This window comes from Sphingobacterium wenxiniae (genome assembly GCF_900116225.1).
Classification (GTDB): Bacteria; Bacteroidota; Bacteroidia; order Sphingobacteriales; family Sphingobacteriaceae; genus Sphingobacterium; species Sphingobacterium wenxiniae.
Window position 1 is genome coordinate 145701 of the sequence record NZ_FOZZ01000003.1, and the last position, 21290, is coordinate 166990.

At 40.8% G+C, this 21290-nt stretch carries 21 protein-coding genes; 8 read left to right on the top strand and 13 right to left on the bottom strand.

Annotated elements, in window-relative coordinates; genetic code table 11:
* Positions 1–50 precede the first annotated feature (50 nt).
* On the top strand, positions 51–1049 hold the full coding sequence (gene dusB, locus BM375_RS05490) for a tRNA dihydrouridine synthase DusB (protein WP_093364275.1): 999 nt from the start codon (positions 51–53) through the stop codon (positions 1047–1049).
* 27 nt (positions 1050–1076) lie between these two features.
* Here dusB and BM375_RS05495 read toward each other — a convergent pair whose 3' ends face one another.
* The 4 genes from BM375_RS05495 to BM375_RS05510 all read right to left on the bottom strand — a co-directional run bounded on the left by BM375_RS05495 (position 1077) and on the right by BM375_RS05510 (position 4718).
* Positions 1077–1616 carry a hypothetical protein gene (locus BM375_RS05495; protein WP_093364277.1) on the bottom strand — a complete coding sequence of 180 codons (540 nt, stop codon included), beginning with the start codon at positions 1614–1616 and terminating at the stop codon, positions 1077–1079.
* Between the two features lie 111 nt (positions 1617–1727).
* Positions 1728–3230 carry a lipopolysaccharide biosynthesis protein gene (locus BM375_RS05500; protein WP_093364279.1) on the bottom strand — a complete coding sequence of 501 codons (1503 nt, stop codon included), beginning with the start codon at positions 3228–3230 and terminating at the stop codon, positions 1728–1730.
* A gap of 6 nt (positions 3231–3236) precedes the next feature.
* Positions 3237–3515, bottom strand: coding sequence for an acylphosphatase (locus BM375_RS05505; protein ID WP_093364281.1), 279 nt, complete (start codon positions 3513–3515; stop codon positions 3237–3239).
* A 33-nt stretch (positions 3516–3548) separates the two neighbouring features.
* Positions 3549–4718, bottom strand: a complete 1170-nt coding sequence (locus BM375_RS05510) for an amidohydrolase family protein (protein WP_244525834.1) — start codon at positions 4716–4718, stop codon at positions 3549–3551.
* Positions 4719–5021: 303 nt separating this feature from the next.
* On the opposite strand from BM375_RS05510, the gene BM375_RS05515 reads away from it, so the two are divergent.
* The 4 genes from BM375_RS05515 to BM375_RS17160 all read left to right on the top strand — a co-directional run bounded on the left by BM375_RS05515 (position 5022) and on the right by BM375_RS17160 (position 8593).
* Positions 5022–7412, top strand: a complete 2391-nt coding sequence (locus BM375_RS05515) for a TonB-dependent receptor (protein WP_093364284.1) — start codon at positions 5022–5024, stop codon at positions 7410–7412.
* Between the two features lie 195 nt (positions 7413–7607).
* Entirely contained in the window at positions 7608–8066 is a 459-nt protein-coding gene (dtd, locus tag BM375_RS05520) for a D-aminoacyl-tRNA deacylase (RefSeq protein WP_093364598.1), read from the top strand.
* Between the two features lie 52 nt (positions 8067–8118).
* Positions 8119–8445, top strand: coding sequence for a nucleotide pyrophosphohydrolase (locus BM375_RS05525; protein ID WP_093364285.1), 327 nt, complete (start codon positions 8119–8121; stop codon positions 8443–8445).
* The gene (locus BM375_RS17160) at positions 8429–8593 is read left to right on the top strand and encodes a hypothetical protein (RefSeq protein ID WP_170852595.1); all 165 of its coding nucleotides are present in this window, start codon (positions 8429–8431) and stop codon (positions 8591–8593) included. Before BM375_RS05525 ends, BM375_RS17160 begins: the two co-directional genes overlap by 17 nt.
* Positions 8594–8606: 13 nt before the next feature.
* On the opposite strand, the gene BM375_RS05530 is transcribed toward BM375_RS17160, so the two are convergent.
* Positions 8607–9371: an endonuclease/exonuclease/phosphatase family protein gene (locus tag BM375_RS05530; protein ID WP_093364287.1), complete on the bottom strand. Its 765-nt coding sequence runs from the start codon at positions 9369–9371 to the stop codon at positions 8607–8609.
* A gap of 70 nt (positions 9372–9441) precedes the next feature.
* On the opposite strand from BM375_RS05530, the gene ggt reads away from it, so the two are divergent.
* Positions 9442–11133, top strand: a complete 1692-nt coding sequence (ggt, locus tag BM375_RS05535; RefSeq protein WP_093364288.1) for a gamma-glutamyltransferase — start codon at positions 9442–9444, stop codon at positions 11131–11133.
* A gap of 66 nt (positions 11134–11199) precedes the next feature.
* Here the strand turns inward: ggt and rmuC are convergent, their stop codons facing one another.
* The 4 genes from rmuC to BM375_RS05555 form a co-directional block, all read right to left on the bottom strand.
* Entirely contained in the window at positions 11200–12516 is a 1317-nt protein-coding gene (gene rmuC / locus BM375_RS05540; protein ID WP_093364290.1) for a DNA recombination protein RmuC, read from the bottom strand.
* Between the two features lie 2 nt (positions 12517–12518).
* Positions 12519–13703, bottom strand: a complete 1185-nt coding sequence (locus BM375_RS05545; RefSeq protein WP_093364292.1) for a formimidoylglutamase — start codon at positions 13701–13703, stop codon at positions 12519–12521.
* 107 nt (positions 13704–13810) lie between these two features.
* Entirely contained in the window at positions 13811–14506 is a 696-nt protein-coding gene (locus BM375_RS05550; RefSeq protein WP_093364294.1) for an ABC transporter ATP-binding protein, read from the bottom strand.
* A 17-nt stretch (positions 14507–14523) separates the two neighbouring features.
* A complete protein-coding gene (locus tag BM375_RS05555) occupies positions 14524–16002 on the bottom strand; it encodes a DUF5687 family protein (protein WP_093364296.1) in 1479 nt (492 codons plus the stop codon).
* Between the two features lie 195 nt (positions 16003–16197).
* Between BM375_RS05555 and BM375_RS05560 the strand changes: the two genes are divergently transcribed.
* Positions 16198–17166, top strand: coding sequence for an SDR family NAD(P)-dependent oxidoreductase (locus BM375_RS05560; RefSeq protein ID WP_093364298.1), 969 nt, complete (start codon positions 16198–16200; stop codon positions 17164–17166).
* Between the two features lie 31 nt (positions 17167–17197).
* A complete protein-coding gene (locus tag BM375_RS05565) occupies positions 17198–18493 on the top strand; it encodes an HAD-IB family phosphatase (protein ID WP_093364301.1) in 1296 nt (431 codons plus the stop codon).
* A 16-nt stretch (positions 18494–18509) separates the two neighbouring features.
* Here BM375_RS05565 and BM375_RS05570 read toward each other — a convergent pair whose 3' ends face one another.
* From BM375_RS05570 to lpxA, 4 genes are all read right to left on the bottom strand, one after another.
* On the bottom strand, positions 18510–19088 hold the full coding sequence (locus tag BM375_RS05570) for a 5-formyltetrahydrofolate cyclo-ligase (RefSeq protein ID WP_093364303.1): 579 nt from the start codon (positions 19086–19088) through the stop codon (positions 18510–18512).
* A 127-nt stretch (positions 19089–19215) separates the two neighbouring features.
* Positions 19216–19779, bottom strand: coding sequence for an elongation factor P (efp, locus tag BM375_RS05575; RefSeq protein WP_093364305.1), 564 nt, complete (start codon positions 19777–19779; stop codon positions 19216–19218).
* 75 nt (positions 19780–19854) lie between these two features.
* Positions 19855–20481, bottom strand: coding sequence for an ABC transporter ATP-binding protein (locus tag BM375_RS05580; RefSeq protein WP_093364307.1), 627 nt, complete (start codon positions 20479–20481; stop codon positions 19855–19857).
* Between the two features lie 10 nt (positions 20482–20491).
* A complete protein-coding gene (gene lpxA / locus BM375_RS05585) occupies positions 20492–21289 on the bottom strand; it encodes an acyl-ACP--UDP-N-acetylglucosamine O-acyltransferase (protein ID WP_093364309.1) in 798 nt (265 codons plus the stop codon).
* Between the last annotated feature and the right edge of the window lies 1 nt (position 21290).

The window sequence follows — 21290 nt, forward strand, 5'->3', positions numbered from 1 at the left end:
GTTAAGCAATTAAACCTTAAACAAATAAACAAATTCCTTACCTTTGCACCATGTCGGTAAAGATTGGTGAACATATTGATTTAGGGGAATTTCCATTGCTATTAGCACCAATGGAAGACGTGAGCGACCCACCGTTTCGTTATGTATGCAAACAAAACGGTGTAGATATGATGTACACGGAGTTTATATCTTCCGAAGGGTTAATCCGAGATGCTGCAAAATCTATTCAGAAGCTTGACATTTTCGAGTATGAACGCCCCATAGGCATACAGATTTTCGGTGGGGATATTGAACATATGCGCCAATCCGCAGAAATATGCTCAAGAGCAAATCCAGATTTAATCGATATTAATTACGGTTGCCCGGTTAAGAAAGTGGTATGTAAGGGTGCAGGCTCATCCCTATTACAGGATATTGATAAAATGGTTGCTATGACCAAGGCCGTAGTAGAGGCTACACATCTTCCGGTCACGGTAAAGACTCGTTTAGGCTGGGATGACAACACCAAAAACGTGTACGAAGTAGCCGAAAGATTACAGGATGTGGGTATCAAAGCCTTGGCTATCCATGGAAGAACCCGTGCACAACTCTACAAAGGGCAAGCTGACTGGAGCATGATTCGCGATGTAAAGAGAAACCCACGTATCAAGATTCCAATTTTCGGAAACGGTGATGTGGACTCTGTGGAAAAGGCCGCTGCATGGCGCCAAGAATATGAGGTCGATGGTATCATGATTGGTCGTGCTTCTATCGGTTATCCGTGGATTTTCCGTGAGATCAAGCATTTTTTCAAAACAGGCGAACGACTTGAAGGACCTACTATTGCCGAGCGTGTAGAGGTTTGCAAGACACATCTTACTAAATCCATCGAATGGAAAGGTGACAAGCTCGGTATTTTTGAAATGCGAAGACACTATGCCAACTATTTTAAAGGTATCCCGAATTTTAAGGAATATCGTATGAAATTGGTTGGACTAAATACTTATGAAGAGATTATAGAAGTCTTGGAAGAGATCCAAGAGAATTTTGTAGAAAGCATGATGTTTTAGAGACACAAAATTGTGTCTCTAAAACCCTTAAAATGCATAGCCAAATCCAATCATCCATTTTCCGGTAATAGACTCAGAATGTACTCCTTTATTAATAAGTTTACGGCCAATTCCTCCACTTACTTCCAACATCAGATTTCTTTTCAGCAGCCATTTACCACCTAAGCCTATACCCAAACCAACCGATGTCTTTTTATCTCTCACGATCGTATAATAATCTCCTTCAGGATTATATGTTTGATAATCATCCTCCATATTGGTAACAGGGACAAATCCTTCCATAAAAAAACCAGCTCCATGCGATCCGCCCAAGTAAAATCTTGCAAATGGTGAAAACTGTACCATTTCATCCATCGCACCCAGCCCTAATAAGCTATGCAAACCCACACCTAAATCTTCATTGAGCGCACGTTCATAGGAAACATTAAGAATCGGTCCGGCAATCAAAACAATTGGATCTATCATAAGATGATTTTTACGTGCCAGTGCTCTTTCCTGCCTTGACTCTTGCCCATAGCTTCCCCATGACAAAGCCAACAAGCTTACTAAAAGTAGAATTTTTCTCATTTGGTTAATCAATTAATGTAATGTGCTTTTTATATTTTTTGTCCACAAAGAAACGAAAGCCAAGCATGAAACGCTACCCTTCGTTAGTAACATTCTTAACATGCGTTTAAACTACCGTTTCAACAAACGCTTGATAAAGCTTCTTTCTTGATATAGGACAAACAATAGATATAAAATCAGTAAGGCATTTCCTGTCCAGAAATTACGAGAAAAGCACAGGAAGTTAATGGCAATCATCGATGAACCCAATACAATATGCAGCAACATCTTTCCTATACGATAAGGGATGGCATAATTTCGCTGTCCCCATAAGTATGAAAGGCTCACCATGGTGATATAAGCAATACTGGTTACTAATATAGCGCCCAGATAACTAAACTTCGGAATCAGTACATAACAAAAAACTACGGTAATCATCGCTCCAATACCTGAGATATAAAGTCCGTATCTCGTTTGGTCTGAAAGCTTATACCAGATAGATAAGTTCATATAAATACCTAACATTACATAATTAAAAAGTATGATAGGAATATAATTCAACCCTGACCAATATTTTGCCGTTTCCATCGCGTCTCCTCCCTTGATGAAATATTTAAGCCATTCAATATTCATCGAAATCCCGACCATAACCAGCATCATCGCCACCACAAAGTATTCCATGATAAGTGCATAAACTTTGCGGGCATTCTCTTGTTTGGCATAAGAAAAGAAAAAGGGTTCGGCTCCCAGTCGAAAAGCCTGCACAAAAATACTCAGAAAGATAGCTATTTTGCTAATTGCTCCATAAATCCCCACATCACTTTCGCCGATACCTTCGGGCAATAGGCTTGGCATAAGTATCTTATCCAAATGCTCGTTGATAATAAAAGAAAGGTTTGCTATCAGAATAGGGAAGCTATATGAAAATATACTTGCGAGTAACTCCTTATCGACTTTAAGACTGAAGCCCCGCATCTGCGGCATTAGCATCAGCAAAGTAACCACACTGGCTATCAAATTAGAAAGAAAAACATAACCGACCCATGGCCCCTTATACCAGGAAAAGGCAGATTGCCATTCGGGTTGTATTTTAAATAACCAAGGAAGAAAAACAATAAAGAACAGGTTAAGAATTACAACGACGAAAATATTTGTCAGCTTTAGTATGCCAAACCGTATAGGTCTATTCTGTGAACGTAACTTAGCAAATGGAACAACCACTAAAGCATCTGCGACCAAGGTCAATCCCATGAAATATACATAGGACTTATAATTTTCTACAGATTGTACCCCTTTTCGGGCAAACCATTCGGCTATGGGCTGTGCAAAGGAAAATACCAACAATAGGAAGACTAATGAGGTAGCTATCGTAACAATAAATGTATTATTAAATACCTTTGGTTTATCTTTCTCGTCAACCTTCTGCAGATAGCGAAAAAAAGAAGTTTCCATACCAAATGCCAAAAATGCATTGATAAGAGCGGCCCAAGAATACATCGTCGTAAATATACCGTAGACCGATGTCGCAAACTTATTGACATAAATCGGTGTCAAGACAAAGTTCACCAAGCGCGATATAATGGTCGTAAGACCATAAATCGCTGTATCGCTAACAAAACGTTTAACTACCGACACCTTAGATTATCTTATCTTTTTAACAACGACAAAATTAATAAAATCACGAAGTTCACCTTCTTCATAGGTAACCGACTCCACCTCTGCCTTATCTGGCCCTCCTTCACAATATTCCAACAGGGATTCCAAGGAAAAAGCGTCTCCTTCAGCCTCAATATATACGCTTCCATCCGGTTGGTTAACAACAAAACCTTTAACCCCTAGATGATCGGCAACAGCCTTCGTAGTTGCACGGTAGTACACACCTTGAACCTTTCCCTTGACAGTAATATTTAGATGTTTCATTGTGTACAAAGGTAGTCAAGAAAACCGAAGATATTAAGCGATTCTTTTCAGCTTTACCTCATCAGTCAATCGAAAATCCAACATATTCTCCAAAAGAACTAATCCAGGTCTCTTCCCAACACTAATAGAACCTATCATTTCATCAACACCTAATGCTTTCGCTCCATTGATAGTAGCCCATTTCAACAACTGCAAAAAAGGAATATGATCAGCAGCCTTGGATAGCACCTTCAATTCCTCTAAAATATCCAAAGTATCGTTAGATGCTAAACTATCCGTACCTACGACTACACGGTCTTCGTTCGGTACAAAGCCTAAAATTCGCGGCAGGTGCCCTTCGATGTATAAATTAGCCTTAGGACAGAAACAGTAGTAAACATCCCGCTCTTGCCGTTCCACAAAATCTAGATCCTTCGTTGTAGTATACGTGTTATGAACCAGAATAATTCTATTTTCCTTCGGAGTATGTGGTAGATAGGATTGAATGGAGTTACGAGCATGCGCCTTAAAATCCGACACATCGAAACCCATATCTTCATAAAACTTTAAAAATTCACCTTCTTTATAACGATAAAGCTTGTTTTCCTCTTCACTTTCCTGATTGTGGATACTTACGATATTATCCCGCTGAACCGCTTTTTTGAATGCTTTAAACATATCCTTGGAACAGGAATATGGTGCATGTAATGTAATGGAACTATGTTGGGATTGAAAATAAAACTCCACATCCCTTGCTTTATCCAAACGATCTTGTATATCATTCTTGTTCAAGCCCATGACTTCTACAAAAGTATGGTATAAGATGGGACTTTTTGCTTTGATTTTAGCTGAATGGGCAGTATTCGCGTGGTCCCCAACGGCTTGTATTCCGTTTGCATACATCAGCTGGTCTGCTTCTAAAATCTTACGAAAAATTAAATCTTCATCCTCTTCCCTACTCCTCATCACTTCCCTAATAAAGGTGGGCAGCCCATTTCCTTTGGCCGTCTTGCCCAGCATATGAGAAAGCTCAATATGACAATGAGCATTTACAAACCCTGGAATCAGAACACCTTCATAGAACTCTTTTTCTTCGTTCTTAACCCGCTCATCGCCTGCTCCATAGACACCTACGACAGTCCCACTTTCATCCAATGCCACCACTCCGTTTTTAATATAATCCCCCTCAACTGGAACTATAAAGCTTGCTGAAATATACCGCATCACTACCTAAATATAACTAAACAAATCTAACAAAATTACTACTCAAATTTCACGCCACACCTTCTTAAGGTGCGAATATTTTAACTTATTTGACATAATGATAAATAATATTTAGATTTGCCCCATCGAAAGGGGTGCCTTGTTTCCGAACACGAATAAAGGCTGAGATTATACCCAGTCCCACTTTACGTGGGGCGCACCTGATCCAGATAATGCTGGCGTAGGGAGTGGTTAGTTAAATTGGTCGCTATTGCAAACCCCTTGTAATAGTATGTTTAACTCAAAAAAATCAACATTAAAACGATGATTAGATTATTCATCAGCACAATTTTATTGTCATTATCATTCATGGCAATAGGACAACAACATGAGCTAACAGTAAGTGTGCTCAACAATGGGAATGAACCTTTAAGCAATGCATCTGTCACGGTAAGCCGCACGCAACGCCACAGTAGCCAGACCGATCAACAAGGACGCACTGAATTTTCGAATCTCAGTGCAGGTCGATATCAAATCCGCGCAACTTTTGTAGGTTACGGAACAAAAGACACGACCATTCTCTTAGATGCTGACAAACAGATTACCCTTCAACTTTTTCCGAGCAGCATACGCACCGAAGAAGTGCTTGTTACAGCAACCCGAGCAGGCGACAATGCTGCAACAACCTACAAAAACCTCTCAAAAGAAGACATACGACGCAATAATCTAGGGCAGGATATCCCCTACCTCTTAGACCAAACGCCATCGGTTGTTATAGGCTCTGATGCAGGGGCTGGCATTGGTTATACTAACATGACTATTCGTGGTTCTGATAATCAACGTATCAACGTAACACTGAACGGAATACCTCTTAACGACGCGGAGAGTATGGGTTCTTTCTTTGTCAATCTGCCCGACTTTGCCTCAAGCGCAGAAAGTATACAGATACAGCGGGGGATAGGAACTTCCACCAATGGCGCTGGTGCTTTTGGTGCATCATTAAATATTCAGTCCGACATATTGGAACAAAACCCTTATGCCGAGCTCAACAATAGTGTAGGTTCATACAACACATGGAAAAATACCGTCAAGGTTGGTTCAGGACTAATCAATGACAGATTTGCATTTAATGGGCGTTTGTCCAAAATCAGTTCAGATGGCTATATTGACCGAGCTTCCTCCGACTTGAAATCCTTTTATTTCGATGCTGGCTATTATGGGAACAAGCATCAATTGAAGGCAACAATATTTTCGGGCAAGGAAAAAACCTATCAAGCATGGGATGGCGTGCCTGAAGAGATGTTAGAAGAAAATCGTCGTTACAATGGCTTTACGTATGAAAACCAAACGGATAATTATACGCAAACACATCATCATCTGCATTATAATTATTTTGCATCAGAACGCACAACATTCAACGCGGCTTTACACTATACGCGGGGTGCGGGGTATTATGAAGAATACAAAAAAGCACAATCATTCGGCAGCTACGGATTAGCTCCCATCGAAATCGGCGGAACAACGATAGACAAGACAGACCTTATTCGTCGTCGCTGGTTAGACAATCATTTCTACGGAACCGTCCTTTCCATAAAGCACACGCTGAATGAAAACCATAATCTGATCTTCGGCGGAGGTGCCAACCAGTATAAAGGCGATCACTATGGCGAAGTTATATGGGCGCGATATGCTTCAGATTCTAAATTAGGTGATAAATATTACCTGAATGATGCAGAGAAAAACGACGTCAACGTATACGGAAAATGGAATGCAACTTTTGGAGCGATGCGTCTGTACACCGACCTCCAATACCGTTTTGTCGATTACACTTTCGAAGGTTACAACCACAATCTAGAACTGGCAGATGTCAATGTGAAACACCATTTTTTCAATCCCAAAATCGGCGCCACCTATATGTTGTCATCAACGGCAAATGTGTACGCTTCTTATGCTTTCGGCAACAAAGAACCTGTCCGCAAAGACTACACGGAATCCTCACCAAATGCACGTCCGAAACCCGAAAGAATGCATGACATCGAGGTTGGTTATCGATTAAGGCAAGAAAACATCAATCTTGGAGCAAATGCTTATGGGATGTTCTACAAAGACCAGCTAATACAAACCGGTGAAATTAACGATGTAGGCGGGGCAATACGGGAAAACGTGCCTGACAGTTACCGTATTGGATTAGAGTTAGATGCTGCTTGGCAAATCTCAGAACAATTCCGTTGGAAAGCCACCGCAGGATTGAGCCAAAACAAAATCAAAAACTATACTGAGTTCATCACGGTTATGGACGAAAATTGGACTGAATTAGACGTACCACAAATAGAGAAACAGTACAGTTCTACGACGATTTCTTTCTCGCCATCAACCATACTTTCAAATGAGTTTTCCTACTCACCTATCCGCCCATTGGAATTTGCCTTTGTAAGCAAATATGTTTCCAGACAGTATCTGGACAATACACAATCCGAAGACCGCAGCGTGAACCCTTTCTTCGTAAACAATATTCGACTTCGTTACAATTTTTCATTGTTAGGAATCAAGGATATTGATGCTAATCTGGCCGTTAATAACATTTTCAATGAGAAGTATGAATCACACGGCTATACGTATGGCGGTATCACGCCTGATGGCACACGACTTTTTGGCAACGCTTATTTCCCACAAGCTGAAACCAACTTCTTATTCGGTCTGAATATAAGGTTTTAATATAGCGTAACACATTGTTCATCGGTTCTGACGAGATGACAAATCCTTTTACAAGACTTCCGAAGTTTTAGAAACTTCGGAAGTCTTTATTTTACTACCCGGAAGTTCTCATTTTTTGTCTTTTTAATTTTTATCCCGATTCACTTCGTTTCTCGGGACTTCGCAATGCTCAGCTTTTTTCTTACTTTTACGACTATGCGAGCAGTAATACAACGGGTCACTCAAGCTTCTTGTACTGTCGACAACCAAGTCACAGGCACTATACAGCACGGACTATTGGTTCTTTTAGGAGTAGAAGAAGCCGATACCGCAGATGACATGAAATGGTTAGCACAGAAATTAGTCAATCTTCGCATCTTTTCTGACGAGGCTGGCCTGATGAACAGATCCATCCAGGACATAAGAGGAAACATTCTCTTAATCTCCCAGTTCACTTTGTTAGCACAGACAAAAAAAGGCAACAGACCCTCTTTTATTCGCGCAGCAAAACCTGAAAAAGCCAAACCGATGTACGAAGAAATGGCAGTACTACTTTCCACTTTGTTAAACAAAGAAGTGCAATTAGGTATTTTCGGTGCCGATATGAAGATAGACCTTTGCAATGATGGTCCCGTTACTATTATAATGAATACACAGGATAAAGATAATTTTTAAAAACCACATTGTCTCAATACTCAATACCCACTACTCAATACTATATATAATTATGACTATAAAAGAAGCACAAGAAATCATCGATAAATGGATTAACACTACTGGTATCCGTTATTTTAATGAACTGACGAACACGGCTATTTTAATGGAAGAAGTGGGTGAAGTAGCCCGTATCATGGCACGACAATACGGGGAACAGTCCTTTAAAAAATCAGATAAAGAAGTAGATTTGGCAGATGAAATGGCGGATGTATTGTTCGTCTTGATGTGCCTTGCCAATCAAACCGGAATTGACTTGACAGCCGCGCTGGAAAAAAATTTAGAGAAAAAATCTATACGTGATGCGGATAGACATAAGAATAATGAAAAACTCTTTTAGTGATGTCACAGATAATGATGATTACACAGATGTTTATCAAGGCTTCCGAAGTCTAACTTCGTTGAGGGCAACACAGACTTCCGAAGTTTTTAAAACTTCGGAAGTCTTTTTACTCTCTACGCAACATCTTTTTCTCAATACGCACTAGTCAATACCCAATACTATTCTACTATCTCAATCTCTGTGAACAAGGGTCTGTGATCTGAGGCATATTCCTCTGAAAGGACTTGATACGATTTCCACGCAAACTTACTGTGCTTTCCGACCATGATATAATCAATTTCAGTTCTCGGATTGACATTCGGAAAGGTCGGTCCATTACTGGTCGTATTCCTTTCAAAATGGGTTTCCAATATTTTGATAGGTTCATCATCTGGTTCAGCATTTAAGTCCCCCACCAGAATCAACGGCCTTTCGTACCAATCGCCAAGTTCATTAATGTATTTGGCCTGTGCAACCTTATTTGCTTCCCCCAGATCCAAATGTGTATTGGCAAAAGAAACCATCTTACCGTCAGGTAGCTCCACATCCACAATGGCTAAAGATCTATTTTCACTCTCCTCCACCATTGGTAAATCGTATCGCCTCTTACCAACAATTTTATGTTTGGTCAGGATTAAAGTCCCGTATTCACCTTCTTCCAAATCTATCCCTTTAGAGAAAAAATAATCCATTCCGGTTAATTCCGCGAGCTTTGCTGCCTGATCCACATTTCCTGAGCGCGACACCCGAACATCCACCTCCTGTACACCGACCAGATCGGCATCCGAATCTTTGATAACTTTCGCTATTGCTTCCAAATCAATCTTATTCGCATGCGCAGGTGGACTACCATGGTGAATATTATAACTCAGGATTTTGATACGTTGCGCATAGGTCATGCTCCCTAATAAGCAACAAAACACGATTAAAATAACCTTCCTCATAACTCAAAACTACCCAGTTAAAACCAATAAACCAAAACAAGTTGTTTAACAAATTATTATCTTTAGTCCCATGAAACGTTTAACCTCATTTTTCATTGTACTATTTTTGGTTTCCTCCTGTGCGCTAAGACACGAGAAACAAGCAAGCCTATCCAAAGAATTTTCCAATGGTGCAGTAGTAACTGCGCACCCATTGGCTTCCGAAGTAGGCGTAGACATCCTCAAAAAAGGCGGAAATGCCATCGATGCAGCTATTGCCGTAAAATTTGCTTTAGCCGTTGTTTATCCGAATGCCGGTAATATTGGTGGCGGAGGTTTTATGGTTTACCGATCCAGCGCTGGTGAAACAGCCGCATTAGATTTCCGTGAAAAAGCGCCTGCAAAAGCCTTTACAGACATGTACCTCGATAAAGAAGGTAACCCCATTACGGATCTAAGCCTATACGGACAGCTTGCCGCAGGAGTTCCGGGAGCTGTGGCCGGCATGGATGCTGCACACAAAAAATACGCTTCGCTTTCCTGGGCTGAACTTCTTGCTCCAGCTATCCAGATGGCAGAAAAAGGATTTCCTATCACCCAGAGGCAAGCCAATGAATTCAACCGTCATAAAGAGCGCTTCCAGAAATTCAATCCAAATGGTGCGGCTATCATTCGCGCAGAAGAATGGAAAGCCGGCGATATATTTGCACAGCCCGAATTGGCAAGCACACTAAAACGTATAGCCCAACAAGGACGTGATGGTTTTTACAAAGGTGAAACTGCAGACCTGATTGTTGCCGAGATGAAGCGTGGGAACGGCATCATCAGCCATGAAGACCTTGAAAATTACGAAGCTGTATGGCGTGAACCAACCATAGGAGATTACAAGGGGCATAAAATCATTTCCATGCCTGCACCATCCAGTGGTGGTGTGGCATTGGTTGCTTTGCTACAATCCGTAGAAAATTATCCTCTGGCAAAATGGGGCTTCCAGTCAGATAGTACTGTGCGTGCTATGGTTGAAGCGGAAAGACGTGTTTATGCTGATCGGGCGACTCACCTTGGCGACCCGGATTATTACCGTGTTCCGGCAGAATACCTGACAAACAAGAAATTAAATCAGGAGCGTATGGCTAAAGTTGACCTGCGCAGAGCGACTCCTAGCTCCGAGGTAAAAGCAGCCCAATTCCCTGGCTATGAATCGGAAGAAACGACACATTACAGCATAGTGGACAAGGACGGTAATGCTGTTTCTTTGACTACAACCATCAATGGTTCATACGGTTCGTTGGTATGGGTAGATGGTGCCGGTTTTCTTTTGAACAACGAAATGGATGATTTCTCCGTAAAACCGGGTTCTCCCAACATGTATGGACTCCTTGGCGGAAAAGCCAATTCCATTGAACCTGGAAAACGCATGCTCAGTGCCATGACACCCACCATTATAGAAAAAGATGGAAAATTGAAAATGGTAGTTGGAACACCGGGTGGATCGACAATTATTACTTCCGTTTTTCAAACGATACTGAATGCTCTGGAATTTGGTATGTCGGCCCAGGAATCCGTGAGTGCGGCGCGATTCCATCATCAATGGCAACCTGACCAAATTGATGTAGAAGATACTGCGATTTCAGAAAGCGTGCGTCAGAGCTTAGAAAAAGATGGGTACAAAATCCATAAGCGTGGTGCTATTGGACGTGTTGAGAATATTATTGTATTACCTAATGGCAAGTTGCAAGCCGGAGCCGATCATCGTGGCGACGACTTCGCAGCAGGTTATTAATAAAAGGAGACTTCCGAAGTTTAAATTTTATAATCGCAAAAAACTTCGGAAGTCTTCAAAGTTTTTCTATTCCAAATACCGGTTATCAATCTGCTTATTGGCCTTAGCACCCAATAATTTCAGATTTTCTACTTTCTTAATAACATTTCCACTACCTTTAGATAGTTTTCTCATAGCATCTTGATGCTTCTCTGTGGCTTTCTGCAAATGGTTTTCTATCTGTTGCATATCCTGCAAAAATCCTACAAACTTATCGTACAAGCTACCCGCTTCTTTAGCAATCTCCAACACGTTCCTGTTCTGCCTTTCCTGTACCCACACACTTGCAATTGTCCGCAAAGTCGCCAACAAGGTAGAAGGGCTTACAATCACCACTTTCCTATCCCAGGCATACGAAAACAATTCCGACTTTTCCCGAACGGCCATGCTCCACGCCGATTCAATAGGCATAAATAGCAGAACGAAATCAGGAGAGTGTATCCCATACAGCGCTTGATAATTCTTTACAGAAAGCTCGCGAATATGTGTCTCGATAGACTGCACATGCTGTTTTAACGAGGTTTGCTGCTCCTCTTCTAATTCCGCATTCACCCAACGTTCATAAGCCGTAAGAGAAACTTTGGAATCGATGACCAGATGTTTATCCTCCGGCAGCAAAATGATAGCATCAGGAATTTTTCGACTGCCATCATCGCTGAAAACGGATTGTAATTTATACTCCTGATCTTTAATCAAACCAGAACGTTCCAGCACTCTTTCTAAAATGATCTCTCCCCAGTTTCCCTGTTTTTTCGTATCGCCTTTTAGTGCTTTGGTGAGATTGTTTGCTTCATCTTTGATAAGCAAGCTTTGTTGCATCAGCTGTTCCACCACACCTTTCAGCACATGTCGTTCCGCCGATTCCTGCTGATAAGTGCGCTCTACTTTCTCTTCAAAAGATTTGATTTTTTCCTTTAACGGATCTAAAATCTGATGGAGATGCTGCTGATTTACCGCAGTGAATTTTTGTGCTTTTTCCTCCAATATGGCATTGGCAATCTGTTGAAACTCGAGCTGAAACTGCTCCCGTAACCGGGAAAGCTCCATTTTTTGTTCCTGAAATTTTTCCTGCTGTGCCTGTAAAAAGGCATTGGTACTTTCCAAAGTTCGCTCTACACTTGCCCGCTCTTGCCGCTCGTTCTCTAAAGCTATTTCTAATCGTTCTTGGGACGTCTTAACGATGTGCTCCCGTTCCTGGGATTTCACTAGTTCTAAAGATGCAATCTGCTTCTCCTCCAATAATCGTTGATAGTCTGCTTGCGAAACCCGCTTACCCTGTTGCCATAGCAACACAGCAATAACCAAGGCCAATATCCCTATGATGATAACGGAAAATATATCCATGCTTATTGCAATTTTTGATGGGTCCTCCACCATAAATCCGGCAGATCACCGCCTACCGCCTGCTGATAATCCTCATAACGGCACGGCACCCAGTAGTAACGTTCGTTAACAGATTTCGAACCAAAATACGGCACCTGCATCCACCAACGGTCAGACTTTTTACTTTTCACGAATACTAATTCGTAGTCATCATTTTCCAGTGTCGTACGGTAAATAATATAAGCGGACTTAGGAATCAAAGGTGCATCATTTTTTCGGTTATAAAAACCATCGATAAAGCACCAAATCATTTGTGCAACCAAGCTACCCGTATGCCCCATCGGGTCAAATGTCGGGTTATACTCATAAAACCCAACAGAGGAACATTTATCTGACATTCCGGCATAACGAGCCAATTGACAAGCCTCATCACCATATAAGCCATTCGGGTTTGCATTAGCATTTCCTGGAGCTTCCGAAGCACGAATAGCCCCAATATCAAAGCTAACCATATCCGCCGCACGGATTAATGGTTCTGCCTGATCTAATTTACCAGCCATCATGCCAATACGCATAGTACTAAAAAACAGTTTATCGTACATATTGATGGACTCCTTACTCACCAAATAAGTTTGATAAGCCAGATTACTCAAGTTAAAAAGATAATCCGGTTGGTGCAGAATAATATGGTTCAAATAGGTATTTGAATTCAACACCGTATTTTCTGCATTATCTTGGTCTAGGTCAAATTTACCATCGATAATGGCAACTTCGACACGTTGTTCCAATCCCTCGTATGCGGTATATTGCGCATAAGTCAAATCCTGTCCCCCACCAATGATAACCGGAAGAATATCCTGCTTCACCAATTCTTCAACGACAGTCTTTAGTGCCACATAGGTATCCTTTATCGTCGATCCGGCCTGGATATTACCCAGATCTACTATTTTGACCAGATAATCGCCCTGATAAAGCTGATAGAAATGCTTTCTTACTACATCCGGTGATTTTTTTGTCCCGGCATTGTTGACCGATGCCCGCTCTTCTTCAACCCCGATTAAGGCAATATGCGGCTTGGAGTCTTCCTCCCATGTAGGAAAAATATCCTCATAGGCTTGGATAAGCTTCCCGAATTGGGAATTATAAAATACTGTTTCAGGTGCAATTTGTGCGATAGAAATCGGTGTGAAAAAATCAGCTAAAGACATAGTGACAAATTAAAAATTAAAAAACCAAAAGTCAAAAGTCAAACTTTCCACAAAATGTGAGAAAAGCGTGATCTTACTATTTTCACATCATTGGCCAATGCCTGTATTTACACCGCGAAGAAAGCTGTTAGCTCTTCTAAAGTTTCGGGAGAAGTGGTCAAATCTTTGACTATCTTTCCTTTTTCCAAAGCGATGATACGGTCAGATATTTCGACAGTATGCGAAAGATCGTGACTGGAAATCAAGATAGTCATACCGCTTTCGTTCATCAGCTGACGAATCAAATCTTTCAACCGAAACTGCGAACTTGGGTCTAAATTTGCAAATGGCTCATCCAAAATAAGCAATTCGGGATTGCCAATCAAAGCTCCCACGATACCAACTTTTTTTTGATTTCCCTTTGAAAGGTCTCGAATATATTTATTGCGTCCTAATATTTCTCCATTGAAAAATGCTGCAAACTGTGCAATAAACCCATCAACATCTACCTTTGACATTCCATATAAATCACCGATGAAATAAAAGTACTCTTCGGGAGTCAGGTAACCAATTAAAAAACTCTCATCCAAAAAAGACCCGGTAAAGTATTTCCAATTTTCACTTTCTTGAACCTTTACACCATTGATACTTATTTCTCCAGTATCTGCTTGAATCAAATCCAACATTAAGCTGAACAACGTCGTTTTTCCAGCACCGTTATTACCAACCAAGCCTACACGTTCGCCCTTTTTAATTTCGAGATTATCGATATGCAACACCTGCACACCGTTATAATGTTTTGTTATATTATGAATACTTATCATGTTCTAAAATATACTGATTAATCCTTTTGTTTAAATCCTTCGAGCATTGCATATCGCTTCTCCTTATAGAGTTTTGCCAATGCCTGCAATATGATCTTACGAAGCAATAAGCCTACGATACCTAAGCCTATCAACACCAGATTGGCCGTATTGTGATTTATCAGCGCTCTTGTGCTAAACCAAATAATAATCGGTCCGAAAATCAATGGGATACCAACCAACCATTGCGCAATCCCTATTCCTTGATAATTAAACATACTGCTATGACTGAGGTCTATCCGTTTCCTATTGTAGGCTCCAAAAAAGAGGATAACTGGGATATTGACTCCCATATTGTACATCGCACAAGCAAAATTCACATAAACCTTATCCCAACCAAAATACACATACGGTGTGCTCAACAAGGTCAATAACAATACCGACCCGTACATCAACAGCGCTTTTGACTCCAAATAGTTGCTCATCGTAATCGGCCTTGTATTGAACAATGGAAAATAAGCACTATCCCAAGCGGGGATAAACTGTCCGAAATTAATCACAAAAATTCCCGTCATAAAAACACCGACAAAAATGAGCATTCCCGAGCCATCATAAGTTGGATTGCCATAAAAGAATAACCCATACGCTAAGAACACCATACACATTGTCACGGCAGTCTTTGCTCGTTTATTACGCCAGATAAGTTTCAGATCCAATTGTAGAAAGGGAGCTAATGCCCCAAAACGATTTGTCCAGCTTAGATCTGATGCCCGCTGCACGACCTGCCCTTGTACCAAATAAGCATCTAAATACAGGTTCGTTTTTAAATCGCGGAATGTTACCCTATAGCTACATAGTGCAAGTCCAAAGGGAATCAATGCTAACAGCGGATATTGCAATATGCTATCGAAAAAACGACCAAAGAGTGTCGATACGGAATAAATTTTAAAATATTCCAGTCCGATGAGAACGGAACATATCACAATAAAAGGTATTAAAGCTTTTAAGTTATTGCTAAAGCGTTTCTGTACCCAAAAGTTAAAATAATTGACAGCATAAACGATGCTTATCACTGCCAGTAGCCAAGCAATCAATCCTGTTGCAGAAAAACTATCTCTATTCAGGTAGCCAACAACAAACGGAAGAGCTACACTTGCGGTTAATATATTATAGAATGAATAACTTGTCTTGAATAAAATATGGTGTATAATCTGACTGCGCTGTATTCGTTTGGTCAGCAAAGGTTTGATATCCAAAACAGGCAGATTCTGCAGCATAAACCGCAGCACAAATTCGCCTAAAAACCACAATAGCAAGAAATTATTAACAACCAAAATAGGTTCTACCTGCGGATATATTTTTTGCATCAAAGGATATAACCCTACGCCCAGACTTAAAAATACAAGAAAAAAATACAGCCCCATAAACCCTAAGAGGATTTTGACACTGATTCCTTTTCCAAAGGAAGCCGAACGGAAAAAAGACTTCCACTCTAACTTCAATAATCGTAAAAACATAAAAAATTGCTTTAGTTTATCGCTTCAATTATAAGCATTAGTCTGTAAAACAGGAAAAATGTTACACTAAAAAGTAAAAAAGCCAAAAGTCAAACTTTCCACAAAATGTAAGGAAATAAAAATACCTATCCAGCAGATTTGCATAGCCAAGGGCAATAGATTATCTTTGAAAACAGCATTTTTGAAGACAATCAAGTGGTATTAGTTACAGGAGGAACAGGTTTTCTGGGATCATCATTAATCAGCTATCTGATTAATGATGGCGTAGCCGTCTTGGCGACCAAGCGTTCACAATCCACCATACCTGAATCCTTACGTTCGTCATCTCTCATTCAATGGGTAGATGCCGATATTACGGACTATTTTGCTTTGGCGGATCTCTTTAGCGGCATTTCCAAAGTCTATCATTGTGCTGCTATGATATCCTATCAAAAAGAGGATTGGTCTAATATGCTCCACACTAACATCGAAGGAACCCGACATATCGTCAACCTTTGCTTGGAACACCAAGCCCGATTAGTACATGTGAGCTCCATAGCAGCTTTGGGTGTTAGCAAATCCGGCGAGCCAATTACCGAAAACAGCAAATGGGATGATGGCGAGGAGCATTCCAAATATGCCCTGTCCAAATACGAAAGTGAAATGGAAGTATGGCGTGGTATTGTAGAGGGATTGGATGCTGTTATCGTCAATCCATCGGTTATTATGGGCAACGGCGTTGGCAACAAGGGATCAGGTGTTATCTTCTCGCTCGTGCAGAAGGGTTTAAAGATCTATCCTCCAGGAAGTGTAGGCATTGTGGATGTGGCTGATGTTGCTAAAATAATGATACAACTCATGGAGACACCATCCATCAGTGGAGAACGATTCATCCTAAACAGCGAAAACCTGACCAACAAAAGCTTGTTGGAGCGCATATCGATCTTATTAGACAAACCTGCTCCGACTATAGAAGCAAAACCTTTTATGCTCAGTATCGCTTGGCGAATTGCAAAAGCAGCAGCTTGGTTCAAAAGCAAACGTCCGGCACTCACCCGAGAATCAGCTAAAGCTTCAGCATCGAACTGGACCTATTCGAACCAAAAGCTCATCGACAGAACAGGATACCTATTCAAACCGATAGACGACACCTTGAAAGAAATGAGTAAGGCATTCAAAGACTAAAAACAAATAATCAACACAAACTAAACCCATCGTGAAGAACTATTATATCATTGATTTTGACAGTACCTTTACCCAGGTAGAAGCCCTGGATGAACTGGCAAGAATTTCACTTGAAAACCATCCTGACCGGGAAAAGATTTACCAACAGATTGAAGATTATACCAACTTGGCAATGGAAGGAAAAATATCCTTTCGGGAAAGCCTTGCCGGCCGGGTACAGCTCCTCAATGCCAACAAAGAGCATCTCAATAAATTGGTAACGCACCTCAAAAAGAAGGTATCCCGTTCCTTTGATCGAAACAAAGAATTTTTCAAGAAAAATACCGACACCGCTTGGATTGTATCCGGCGGCTTCAAGGAGTTTATCACACCTGTAGTTACACCATACTATATCAAAAAGGAAAATATCTACGCCAATACATTCAAATTTGACAGCAATGGAAATATCATTGGTTATGACGAGAACAATCCGCTATCCGATGAAGGCGGAAAAGTAAAACTTCTTCAGGAATTGCAAATTGACGGACGCATATTCGGCATAGGTGATGGTTATTCTGATTTTCAGTTGAAAGAATCCGGGTTAATCGAAAAATTCTTTGCTTTTACGGAGAATATAGCCAGAAAAAGTGTGACAGATAAGGCAGACCATATCACGCCAAGCTTTGACGAGTTTCTGTATGTCAACGACCTACCTCGAGCAATTTCTTATCCCAAAAACCGCATTCTTTGCTTGCTCGTAGGGGATGTTCCTGCAATAGCCGTACATATCCTGAAACGTGATGGGTTTTCGGTACGTGTAAAGGAGACTTTCGAAGAGAAATATACCAAGGATGTAGGCCTGCTTCTTCTGGGGAATGGCGTAAGCGTAGACGACGAACAGCTCGCCCGTGCCGATAAACTAAAAACCATCGGCTATTTAGGTGATATCAAAGGTAAGATAAGCAAACGCATTTGTAGTGAAAAAGGAATTGTTGTTTTCGACGATAAGAAAAACAAAAACCGCAATGCAGAGTTTATTCCACGCCGTATGGCAGATTTTATCAATAATGGCGATACAGCGATGAGCCGGAACTTCCCGAATCTTACCCTACCTAAGCTAACACAGGCACATCGCCTCCTGCATATTCACCAGAATGTACCTGGTATTATGGCACAAATCAACCAGGTTTATGCCGAGAATGACATCAACATCATCTCCCAGTTCCTGATGACAAAAGGCGATATAGGTTATGCCGTGACCGATATTCACACAGCTTACGACAAAAACATGTTGAAGCAACTCAAACAAATTGACAAAACAATTAAATTCAGGATATTATACAAATAGCGAGAGGACTCCCTCGCTATTTGTATAATTGTTGTATGCCTTTTGGAAATATTACTTCATCCAGCGGTATATCCAATGAAGAAACATCGTCTATCAATTCCTCCATCGGCTCAAAAAACGAAACACCAATCTTTCTACAATCCGGATGGCATTCTGAAAGGAAACGATCATAAAAACCTTTGCCATAACCTACTCGATTCCCTTTCACATCACATGCTAGAAGAGGAACTAAGACGACATCCAACAGTTTAGCCGAAACCGTTTCTCCTCCAGTCGGTTCTAAAATTCCCCACGCATTTACTTCAAGTTGACTATCGTTCGAAAACAAGAAATGTTGCATAGAACAGTCCTGCAGATTACTGCGACTCACAACTACTTTTTTCTGTAGGTAGATGTCCTTAAAATATTGTACAAAAGTCCAAACATCCGGTTCCTTTTTATGCACCATAGGAATATATGTATGCAGGTAAGTGACCGCCTTCCAATCCATGTCTGTCAACAACTTGCAAATAGCCCTACTACCTTCTGCAAGCTCACCTATAGAGAGGGCCTCTCTTTTCTGTTTATAGATTGTTCTACATTCTGCTTTTGTCATGCTCTTAGCTGTAAGTGTAGGCTATAAGCAAGCAAAGCTTAAACCCTACTGCCTATGGCTTAATACAAAAAAACGGTCTTGTGCTCACGCAACAAGACCGAATAATCAACCTAAACCTTAACCTTTATTATGATTTAACACGCTCGATATAATCACCGGTGCGCGTATCGACTTTTACTCTATCTCCTTGGTTAATGAAAAGCGGAACACGGATTTCCACGCCAGTTTCCACAGTTGCATTTTTCAACGCATTGGTAGAAGTGTCACCTTTCACCGCAGGCTCTGTGTACGTGATTTCCAACTCCACGGTTGTGGGTGCTTGTGCCATGATAGGCTCATCACTTTCAAAAGCAATAATAACGTTCATGCCTTCTTTCAAAAACCGTGCGGTATCACCAAACAATACCTTCGGAATATTGAACTGCTCGTAAGTGTTATTATCCATCACTACAAAAAACTCACCATCATCATATAAATACTGATAATCGTTAGTTTCCACACGTGCGATTTCTACCTCCTCGTCCGTACGGAAACGGTATTCTACTAATTTACCAGTTTTCACGTTACGCATACGTGCTTGATAAAATGCACGTAAGTTACCTGGCGTACGATGAATATATTCCTCTACCGCAACCAATTCTCCGTTGAAACGAAGTATATTCCCTGATTTAACCTCAGACGCTTTTGACATAATTATATTTTTAAAACTCCTTAATACTGCAAAATTAAGAAATATACTGCTTTTATTAAAATTGGGCTTAAATGGTTATTTATAATCTAAAATACTCAGTTTTTCATCACAGAAAACATATTCTTTTTCTTGGTTAGAGCCAATGATGAACAACCTTTCAGGATGTGAAGTCCTCTCGACCAAAGAAAGATACCACTGTTCTCCCTCCACGTCTAGATTGCTTGTAGGCTCATCCAACAAGACAATCTTACTATCTGAACAACATCCCAAAACCAATTTTAACCGTTGTTTCATCCCAGAAGAGAAATAATGGATTTCCTTATCTTTTGATTTTTGCAACCCCATCAATTCAATCAACGAATCTTTATCAAAACCCGGAAAATAAGGTTTGAACTTAAAATGAAAATCCAACATCTCCTGTAAGGTAAATTCCTCGATCAACTCGACATAAGGTGCTGTAAAGGAAAGTTGTTGATAAACCGTTTCCACTTCAATCTGCGTTGTCAAATCTCGACCCGTGTATATAATTTTTCCTTCGCTGGGCGACAGACTTCCAGACAACACTTTCAATAAAGTAGACTTGCCCGAACCATTCGGCCCAAGCACAGCATATTTTTTTCCAAAAGTAAAGGTATAATCAACCTTGCGAAAGATCCATTCTTGATTATACCTTCTACCTACGCTTTGTAAAGTTATTTGCAATAATCTTCCTTTATATAGTTGAAACTCGACCTTGATTAAAACCTTTGATAACGCCGCGGTTAGAATTACGAATAAATGAAAGAATCTCGTCACGTAGTTCTGTTGGAGCAAATTCAGCTTCAATCAAATCCAAGGCCTTGGTCAGATTACGGTTTTGTACGAAAAGTACACGATAAAGATCTTGTATCTCCGTAATCTGCTCCGTAGAGAATCCTCGACGACGTAGTCCCACCGAGTTGATTCCTGCATAAGCAATTGGCTCACGGGCAGCTTTGATAAACGGCGGAACATCCTTACGTACCAAAGTACCACCAGTGACAAATGCATGCGAACCAATCTGACAAAACTGGTGTACAGCAACCATACCCGCCAATACCACATAATCGCCCACAGTAATATGACCTGCCAACGTACTTGAGTTGGAAAAGATACAGTTATCACCTACGATACAATCATGTGCAATATGGCTGTATGCCTGAATAAGACAGTTCTTACCAATAGCCGTCTTGTAACGATCCTTCGTACCACGGTTGATGGTCACGCACTCACGAATTGTCGTATTATCTCCGATTTCTGCGGTCGTGACCTCTCCCTCGAACTTTAAGTCCTGAGGCTCGCCTGAAATAACGGCTCCTGGAAAGATTCGACAGTTCTTCCCTATCCGAGCACCATTCATGATGGTCACATTTGAACCAATCCACGTTCCTTCACCAATTTCCACATCTCTGTGAATGGTTGAGAAAGGTTCTACCACCACATTCTGGGCTATCTTAGCCTCTGGGTGTATGTATGATAACGGTTGTATCATA